The organism is Streptomyces sp. YIM 98790 (genome assembly GCF_011421595.1).
Taxonomy (GTDB): domain Bacteria; phylum Actinomycetota; class Actinomycetes; order Streptomycetales; family Streptomycetaceae; genus Streptomyces.
Genome location: NZ_WTLH01000282.1, coordinates 1 through 5,456, shown reverse-complemented (window position 1 = coordinate 5,456; position 5,456 = coordinate 1). Strand labels below are relative to the sequence as shown.

General features: G+C 74.5%; 4 protein-coding genes. 3 read left to right on the top strand and 1 reads right to left on the bottom strand.

Translation table 11 applies throughout. The features are described 5' to 3' along the window. Positions 1-95 precede the first annotated feature (95 nt). Entirely contained in the window at positions 96-533 is a 438-nt protein-coding gene (locus GQS09_RS26685; protein WP_165990103.1) for a gamma-glutamylcyclotransferase, read from the bottom strand. 269 nt (positions 534-802) lie between these two features. On the opposite strand from GQS09_RS26685, the gene GQS09_RS26680 reads away from it, so the two are divergent. From GQS09_RS26680 to GQS09_RS26670, 3 genes are all read left to right on the top strand, one after another. Next, entirely contained in the window at positions 803-2,260 is a 1,458-nt protein-coding gene (locus GQS09_RS26680; RefSeq protein WP_165990106.1) for an NAD(P)H-quinone dehydrogenase, read from the top strand. Between the two features lie 173 nt (positions 2,261-2,433). Continuing rightward, on the top strand, positions 2,434-3,351 hold the full coding sequence (locus GQS09_RS26675; RefSeq protein WP_313896353.1) for a DeoR/GlpR family DNA-binding transcription regulator: 918 nt from the start codon (positions 2,434-2,436) through the stop codon (positions 3,349-3,351). Between the two features lie 445 nt (positions 3,352-3,796). Next, positions 3,797-5,401 carry a hypothetical protein gene (locus tag GQS09_RS26670; protein WP_207958323.1) on the top strand — a complete coding sequence of 535 codons (1,605 nt, stop codon included), beginning with the start codon at positions 3,797-3,799 and terminating at the stop codon, positions 5,399-5,401. The last annotated feature ends 55 nt before the right edge of the window (positions 5,402-5,456 follow it).

Sequence of the window (5,456 nt, the reverse complement as noted above, 5' to 3'; positions counted from 1 at the left end):
GGCGGCGGCCCGCGCGGCGGGCGGGCCGTGAGCAGGGGCGGCGGGCAGGCGGCGGGCGGGCGGCGGGGCTCCGCGCAGCGGGTCGGCAGCAGCGGTCAGCAGGGGCGTTTGCGGAGTTCCATGACGTAGTCGTGCGGGGCGCCGGCCGACTCCGCGGCGTCGGCGATCTCGCCCAGGTAGCGGGCCGAGGGCAGGCCGCCCTCGTAGCCGTTGAGCACGTACACGAAGGTCCGCAGGTCGCCCTCCAGGGTGTGCACGGTGACCGGGTGGCGGCGGTAGATGCCCAGGTCCACACCCTCCCAGCGGTCGAGCGCCTCCTGGTCCACCGGTGCGATGTCGTACACCCCGACGAAGACCTGGGAGACCGGTTCCTCCACGATGGTGGCCAGGGCACCGTCCCAGCCCATGTGTTCACCTCCGAAGGTGAGCCGCCAGCCCGTCAGCCAGCCCACGCAGCGCAGCGGCGAATGCGGCGCGCGCCGGGACATCAGCCGGGCGTCAAGATTTCCCGCGTAGGCGGCGTAGAGCTCCATGGCTCCCCTCTCGAAGGGACGGACTTCGCCCTCAGTCTCGGCACCGTGTCGCGGCACCGCCAACCGGGACGGTGGCCCGCCTCCCCGCCGCCGGGCCGAGGCCGGCCGGGCGGAAGCGGTCACGGAGGGCAGGGTACGGGAAGGAAACCGCGCGCCGCCCGGCAAGCGCGGCGGCGGGGTCACGGCCGCCACCCCCGCGGTGTGAGATGTACGGCGGTTTCGGTTTCGATGGCCGCCCCGGCGAGAGATCGTCCACCGGGTGCGAGACACTGAGCCATGTGACTCGGATCGTGATCATCGGTGGCGGACCTGGCGGATACGAGGCGGCGCTGGTGGCGGCGCAGCTCGGCGCGGAGGTGACGGTAGTCGACCGCGACGGGCTGGGCGGCGCCTCGGTGCTGACGGACTGTGTGCCGTCCAAGACCCTGATCGCCACCGCCGAGGTGATGACCAGCTTCGAGTCCGCGCACGAGGAACTGGGCATCACGCTGGCGGACGGCGGCCGGCTCGCCGCCGCCCGGGTGCTGGGCGTGGACCTGGCCAAGGTCAACCGCCGGGTCAAGCAGCTGGCGCTGGCCCAGTCGCATGACATCACCGCCTCCGTCACCCGGGCGGGGGTACGGGTGCTGCGCGGCGCGGGCCGGCTGGACGGCCCGCAGGCCCCCGACGGCTCGCGCCGGGTGGTCGTCACCGGCCAGGAGGGCGAGCAGCGGGAGCTGGTCGCGGACTGCGTGCTGGTCGCCACCGGCGGCCACCCCCGCGAGCTGCCGGACGCCCGCCCCGACGGCGAGCGCATCCTGAACTGGACCCAGGTCTACGACCTGCGGGAGCTGCCGCGCGAGCTGATCGTGGTCGGTTCCGGTGTGACCGGCGCCGAGTTCGCCGGGGCCTACCAGGCGCTGGGCTCCCGGGTCACCCTGGTGTCGTCCCGGGACCGGGTGCTGCCGGGCGAGGACCCGGACGCCGCGGCCGTGCTGGAGGAGGTCTTCCGGCGGCGCGGCATGAACGTGATGTCCCGCTCCCGGGCCGCCGCGGCCAAGCGGGTGGCCGGGCCGGACGGCCAGGAGCGGGTGGAGGTGACGCTCTCCGACGGGCGCACCATCTCCGGCACGCACTGCCTGATGGCGGTGGGCGCGGTGCCCAACACCGAGGGCATGGGCCTGGAGGAGGCCGGGGTGCGGCTGAAGGACTCCGGTCACATCCGCACCGACCGGGTGTCGCGCACCTCGGCGCCGGGCGTGTACGCGGCGGGCGATGTCACCGGGGTGCTGGCGCTGGCCTCGGTGGCGGCCATGCAGGGCCGGATCGCCATGTATCACTTCCTGGGCCACGCGGTGGCGCCGCTGGACCTCAACACCGTCTCGGCGAACATCTTCACCGATCCCGAGATCGCCACGGTGGGGTACACCCAGGCCGATGTGGACGAGGGGCGGATCGACGCCCGGGCGGTGAAGCTGCCGCTGATGCGCAACGCCCGCGCCAAGATGCAGGGCATCCGGGACGGCTTCGTCAAGCTGTTCAGCCGGCCGGGGACGGGCATCGTGGTGGGCGGTGTGGTGGTCGCCCCGCGGGCCAGCGAGTTGATCCATCCGATTTCGGTCGCGGTGGACAACAGCCTGACTGTCGAGCAGATCGCAAAAGCGTTCACGGTGTACCCATCTCTGTCGGGTTCGATCGCCGAATCGGCCCGTCAGCTTCAGACCGGGAAGGCGGAGGACCTGCCGTAACCGCCCTTCGGACGGGTGTTGTTGCAGGTCAGGGCGGTTCTCCGGGGAGATGTCCGGATGTCTGGCCCGGGGGGAGATGTCCTATATCACACCGAGGCGCCATCAGGGGACAACTTCCGAGTATTTGCGTAACCTGCTGAAACGACCCGCTCTTTGGCGTTACCGTCGGTTTTGTGTTCGCTGCAGAACGTCGCCAGATGATCCTCGAAATGGTGCGGGCCAACGGAGCCGTGTCGCTCCGTGAGCTCGCCCGTGTCGTCCAGACCTCGGAAGTGACCGTACGCCGTGACGTCCGCGCGCTGGAGGCCGAAGGGCTGCTGGACCGCAGACACGGCGGTGCGGTCCTGCCCGGCGGGCTCACCAGGGAAGCGGGCTTCCCGCAGCGCTCCCTGGCCGCCAGCGCCGAGAAGACCGCCATCGCCGAGTACGCCTCGGGCCTGGTCCGGGAGGGCGAGGCCATTGTGCTGGGAGCCGGCACCACCACCCAGGAACTGGCCCGGAGACTGGCCCGTATCCCCGGGCTGACGGTGGTCACCAACTCCCTGCTGGTCGCCCAGGCCCTCGCGCACGCCAACCGGGTGGAGGTGGTGATGACCGGCGGGACCCTGCGCGGCTCCAACTACGCCCTGGTGGGCAGCGGGGCCGAGCAGTCCCTGCACGGGCTGCGGGTCTCCCGGGCCTTCCTCTCCGGGGCCGGCCTGACCGCCGCCCGGGGCCTGTCCACCTCCAACATGCTCTCCTCCAGCGTGGACCGTGCGCTGGTCAACGCCGCCGCCGAGGTCGTGGTGCTGGCCGACCACACCAAGCTCGGCGCCGACACCATGTTCCAGACCGTGCCCACCGACATGATCAGCCAGCTGGTCACCAACCAACCGCCCCCGGAGGCCGGCCGGGCCGCCACCGAACTGGAGGCGCTGGCCGACCAGGGGGTGCGGATCTCCGTGGCGGTGGGCGGCGAGGGCGCCCCGGCGGCACCGGGCCGCCACGGCCACCAGCCGCCGCACCAGCACCACCGGGAGCTTGCCGTGCCGGGCCCGCGGGGCGCGGCGGCGCTCGGTGGCGGTCCCGCCCCCCTTCCGCGCCGCGCCTGACGCCGACCGGCCTCCCGGGGCGGCACGCTGCCCGGCGGGCATCACCGGAGCGGGAAGGCCGCCCCGCACCGGCATGACCCCACGACCCCGACCGCACACCATCCCCACACCATCCCCATCCCCCCGGCACCGCCCACCCCACCCGCCCGCCTGTCCCCCCGACCCGATGCGACCGGATTCCGTCCAGCCATCGACACCACGAGCCCCACGACGACGACGTCCCCCCCGCTCCCTTCCGTCCGTCCTGCCCACCGTCCCCTCACCTGCCGTTCCCCCCGTTGCCCTCCCTGTCTCCCGCTCCCGCCGGGCCCGGCCCGGACGGAGCGACCCGCCGGGCCCGACAGCGCCGGGCCCGGCCCGGACTCCGGCGGCGGAAACCGCCGGGCAGGGAACCGCCCGGCGGTTTCCGCCCCGCCGCCCGGACCGAGGTGGTATACCCCGGGAGGTGGGTCCGCTGAGAGCACCGCGCGGCACGCGGCAGGGTGAATCCGGTTCCGCTTCCGTCTTCGGAGCGGCGGGGCCGGCACTCGCATCCCGGCTGTGGCCGCTGGCGGCGCTGGCCGCCGCGGTGACCGGGCTGGCCCTGGCCGGCGTGCTGCCGCGCTGGCCGGGGCTGGTGCATCTGGTGGCCCTGCCGCCCGCCGACTTCTTCACGGACCTGCGGGTGCTGCTGAGCCGGGCGCCCTCCTACCCGGTGTTCGTGGCGCTGCTGGCCCTGCTGCTGGCGCTCCGGGTGGCCGTGCTGGCCATCCTGCTCGGCGGGCTCACCGCGCGGCGTGCCGGTTTCGCGCTGCTGTTCTATCTGGCCGCCGGGCTGCCGCTGGCGCTGGTCGCGCAGCTTGACTTCATGGCCCAGACGCTGCTCTACGCCCGGCTGTTCTGGGCGGCGGCCTCGCTGCTCGCCCTGAGCTGGTTCCTGACCGCCTCGCTGCCGTGGCAGGGCACCGAACGGCTGCGCACCGCCTGGCGCCGGTCCTGGCGGCGGGGGCTGCGCATCACCGTGCTGCTGCCCTACGCCCTGGCGCTGCTGGCCCTCGGCGCGCTCGCGGACGCCCGGCCCGCGCTGGCGGTGTGGCTGGTGCCGGTCTCGGCACTGGCCACGGCGGTGGCCGTGGCGGCGCTGGTCCGGCCGCCCCGCGGGCGCCCGCTGCTGCGGCTGGCCGCGGCCGGGGCGGCCTTCGCGGTCGTCGCCACGGTCTTCGTCGCCACCCGTGACGATCCCGGGTACGGACCGCGTCCCGAGCCGCGCCCCGGGTCGCTGCTGCTGATGTCCGGCATCGGGTCGCACTCCGGGCGCGGCGCCATCTTCGAGACCGAGGTCCGGCGGCTGGGATACACCTGCGAGCAGACCTACTACTACTCGTACGCGGGGCCGGGGGAGGGGCAGCCGCAGCGCTCGGCCCGCTGCCCGATCACCACCGGCCGCCCGTACGGCCCGGCCGACACCCAGCGCCCGCTGCACGAGCAGGTCGAGGCCTTCGCCGAGCAGGTGCGGAGGCTGCCCGAGCCGGTGACGGTGGCCGCGCACTCGCACGCGGTCTGGGTGGTGTGGCAGGCGCTGGCCGAGGGCGTGGCCCCGGGCGTGGAGACACTGGTGCTGGTCGGGCCCTTCCCGGAGAGCCCGCTGGGCTATCCGCCGGAGGGCGAGAACGGCCGGGGCCGGGTGGCGGGCGACCTGCTGCGCCTGCTCGTGCCGCTGGCCGATCTGCTGGACTTCCAGTTCGACCCGGACGCACCGGCCGCCCGCGAACTGCTGGCCGACGTGGGAGCCTCGTCACGGATCATCGCCCGCCCGCTGCCGGAGCGGGTGCGCTCGCTGAGCGTCACCTCGGCCACCGACCTGCCGCTGATGCCGGGCGGCTGGCGGCTGCCGGTGGACCGCAACGCCTGCCCGCAGCGGGTGGCGCATCCCTATCTGCCGATCCGCCCGGCCTACTACAACGAGGTCAACCGCTTCATGGACGGCCGGCCCGCGCTTCCCTGCCCCCTCTGGCGCGACTGGGGCGCCCACCTCGCCCGTCCCTGGGGCGTCCCCCCGGCCGACGCCTGACGCCCCGGCGGCCGGTCCGGCGGGACGCGGCGGGCCGCGCGGGCCGCGCGGGCAC

Bases quoted from the DNA above. Each gene is read 5' to 3' on its own strand.
- GQS09_RS26685 (WP_165990103.1), bottom strand. From the start codon at position 533: ATGGAGCTCTACGCCGCCTACGCGGGAAATCTTGACGCCCGGCTGATG.